Genomic DNA, 3,022 nt, shown 5'->3' with positions numbered 1-3,022 from the left:
GGTTTGCCGACCCCACGCCCCCCTGCCGAGCGGCAGGGCGAGCGTGTAGTGACGGCGAGCGGGCTGGATGTGACTGCCGAGTTCGACCGTGGCGCCGAGCTGGCGCTGGAAATCTGTCAGACGCAGGGCATTCGCTTCGCCCTGCTGAAAGAGGGGAGCCCCTCATGTGGCAGCGGCCGTATCTATAACGGCCGCTTTGAAGGGGTTTCTGTGGCGGGCGAGGGCAAGACCACTGCCCTGCTGCGCCGCCACGGGATTGTGGTCTTTTCCGAGGATCAGTTGGCCGAGTTGGCCTCGGCGCTCTCTTTGGATTCCTCCCCGGATTTGGCGGCAACCGGCAGCGGCGCCTGACCGCTCTGCCACCCCTCCAGCACCTCGTCCTTCTCCTGCCAGCGCTGGTTTAGCCACTCCTGAAAACCGCGCTTGAACTGCTTGTCGTTGAAGTAATCTCCTATCAGCTGCTCATTCACCGGCAGCTCCTCAATCCGCACCTGAATGCGTTTTACCCGTCCCATCAGGAAGTCCTTGAACGGGGTCTCGGCGTTGTCCGGATAGCGGATGGTGACGTTGATCAGGCTGTCGAACTGTTCGCCCATGGCCGCCAGTGTAAAGGCCAGTCCTGCCGCCTTGGGCGGCATCAGGTGACGATAGCGGGAGCGGGCCGCATCCCGTTTCTGCTCGGTGAAACGGGTCCCTTCCACGAAGTTGATGACGGTAGTGGGGATGTGGCGAAACTTCTCGCAGGCGTTGCGGGTGGTCTCGATATCCTTGCCGCGCAGGTGCGGGTTCTTCAGCAAAAACTCCCGTGAGTAGCGACGCATAAAGGGCATATCGAGCCCCCAGCAGGCGAGCCCCAGCAGCGGGATGTAGATGAGCTCGTGCTTCATAAAGAACTTGGGCACCGGCAGCCTATCGCGGAACAGGTGGCCGAGCACCACGATATCGGTCCAGCTCATATGGTTGCTGATGATGAGATACCAGCCATCCTTGCGCAGTCGGGTGCTGTCCTCCACCTGCCAGTCGATGCGGGTGGTGAGGCGGATCACCAGCGCATTGCAGGCCAGCCACAGGCGCATGAAGCGGTTGTTGAGGCGGCTGCAGGCGCGGCTAAAGACCGGGATCGGCAGCAGCAGTTTGGCCAGCGACACCAGCAGGATCAGGCTGGCGCACAAGGCGGTGAAAAGGATGGTCAGGCCCGCGCTGATGATCAGCACCAGCGGGCCGGGAAGCAGGGATAGCATGAATGTTTACTGCGCCTTGGTTGCCAGCAGTTGGCTCAGGGTTTGGTCCTTTTCGTGCCAGATCCCGTTCAACCACTGTTGAAACTCTTGTTGGAACTCGGGGTCATTGAAGTAATCCCCCACCAGCTTGCGGTCGATCGGCAAATAGCGGACCTGAACCTTGATTTGCCCGACCCGGCCACACATGAAGTCCCAGTAGCTGGGGATGCCGTCCGGATAGGCGATGGTGACATCCACCAGTTGATGCAACTGGTCACCCATGGCTGCCAGGGTAAAGGCGATGCCGCCTGCTTTCGGGTGGAGCAGGTGACGATAGGGCGAGCCCTGCTTCTGATGCTTGCTGCCGGTGAAGCGGGTGCCTTCGACGAAGTTCATCACACTCACCGGTATGTGGCGGAACCTGGCACAGGCTTTACGGGTTGTTTCTATGTCTTTTCCCTTCAGATGGGGATGCTTTTCCAGAAACTTCCTGGAATATCGCCGCATGAAGGGGAAGTCGAGCGCCCACCATGCCAGACCGAGAAAAGGTACCCAAATCAGCTCTTTCTTGAGGAAAAACTTCAGGAAGGGGATTTTTTGGTTAAAAACCCGCTGCAGTACCAGTATGTCGACCCAGGATTGATGGTTGGCAATCACCATATACCACTCATTCCGGCGCCCTTTGTCCACTCCGACCACCTCGAAAGGGGTTTTGATGATGGTTTTCTGGATCAGATTGTTGAAACCGATCCAGCAGCTGGCACAGCCGTCCAGCAGCCAGTTGCAGAGGGTGCGCCACCCCTTGAGGGGGAGCAGGAGCTTGAGCAGACCCAGCGAGAAGATGGGGACAAACCAGAAGAGGGTGTTGAAAAAATAGAGCAGGGTGGAGAGGCTGCCGCGCAGTCGCTCTGTCAGCTTGTTGGGCATGAGTCGGGTCCGTCTTGCTGTCGATAAAGGGCCATCAAGTGGTCAGATCTGTGGCCATAATATCAGCCGATTGCCCGTGAGACCATTCAGAGCCGTTACGGGGTCGGACTCACCCTTTCCCTGCTGTCAGCTGCTGCGCAATCGCGACAGCAGCCTGTCCATGGCGCGATAACCGAGCGCTTCGATAAGATGCTCCTTGCCGATGGCGGGTTGCCCGGCCAGATCGGCGATGGTGCGTGACACCCGCAGGATGCGATGCCAGGCCCGGATGCTGAGCCCCAGCTTCTGGATGGCGTTCTCCAAAAATTCGGCATCTTGCGGTGATAAGCGGCAAATATCCTCTATCTCACGGCTATCCAGCAGGTTGTTGAGCTTGCCGTTACGGCTCAGCATACGCTCCCGTGCCGCCAGCACCCGATCGCGGATCTGTTGGCTCGACTCCCCTCGCTCCGCCTTGCCGGTGAGGCTCCCCTTGGGCAGCAGCGGCACCTCCACCGTCAGGTCGAAGCGGTCGAGAAAGGGGCCAGAGAGTTTGCCGAGGTAGCGCAGGATCTGATCCGGGCTGGAGCGGGTCTGGCCGTCGCCATAGTGGCCGCAGGGGCTGGGATTCATGGCGCCCACCAGCTGGAAGCGAGCGGGAAAATCGACCTGACGGGCGGCCCGGCTGATGGTGATGTGCCCCGTCTCCAGTGGCTCGCGCAGGGAGTCGAGCACCTTGCGCTCAAATTCTGGCAGCTCGTCGAGAAATAGCACCCCGTTGTGGGCCAGCGAAATTTCGCCGGGCCGCGGGTGGCTGCCACCGCCCACCAGCGCCACCGCCGAGGCACTGTGGTGGGGCGTGCGATAGGGTCTGTGGTGCCAGTGACCGGCGCGCG

At 60.5% G+C, this 3,022-nt stretch carries 4 protein-coding genes; 1 reads left to right on the top strand and 3 read right to left on the bottom strand.

The window, feature by feature from the left end; all coding sequences use genetic code 11:
- Positions 1-351: DUF523 domain-containing protein (locus tag L972_RS21955; protein WP_047439101.1), on the top strand; the 351-nt coding region annotated here is incomplete at its 5' end.
- Here L972_RS21955 and L972_RS14310 read toward each other — a convergent pair.
- From L972_RS14310 to L972_RS14300, 3 genes are all read right to left on the bottom strand, one after another.
- On the bottom strand, positions 276-1,241 hold the full coding sequence (locus tag L972_RS14310; RefSeq protein ID WP_047439053.1) for an acyltransferase: 966 nt from the start codon (positions 1,239-1,241) through the stop codon (positions 276-278). The two genes, L972_RS21955 and L972_RS14310, sit on opposite strands and share 76 nt — an antisense overlap.
- 6 nt (positions 1,242-1,247) lie before the next feature.
- Complete coding sequence (locus L972_RS14305; RefSeq protein ID WP_047439051.1) at positions 1,248-2,147, bottom strand: acyltransferase; 900 nt, start codon at positions 2,145-2,147, stop codon at positions 1,248-1,250.
- A gap of 126 nt (positions 2,148-2,273) precedes the next feature.
- Positions 2,274-3,022, bottom strand: a 749-nt coding sequence (locus L972_RS14300) for a YifB family Mg chelatase-like AAA ATPase (protein WP_156127056.1), incomplete at its 5' end; no start/stop codon positions are given.

Source organism: Aeromonas sp. ZOR0001 (assembly GCF_000801015.1).
GTDB classification, from domain to species: Bacteria; Pseudomonadota; Gammaproteobacteria; order Enterobacterales; family Aeromonadaceae; genus Aeromonas; species Aeromonas veronii.
Note: the sequence above shows the minus strand (reverse complement) of the source record. Positions and strands in the feature narration are given on the sequence as shown.

Bases quoted from the DNA above. Each gene is read 5' to 3' on its own strand.
- L972_RS14310 (WP_047439053.1), bottom strand. From the start codon at position 1,241: ATGCTATCCCTGCTTCCCGGCCCGCTGGTGCTGATCATCAGCGCGGGC.
- L972_RS14305 (WP_047439051.1), bottom strand. From the start codon at position 2,147: ATGCCCAACAAGCTGACAGAGCGACTGCGCGGCAGCCTCTCCACCCTG.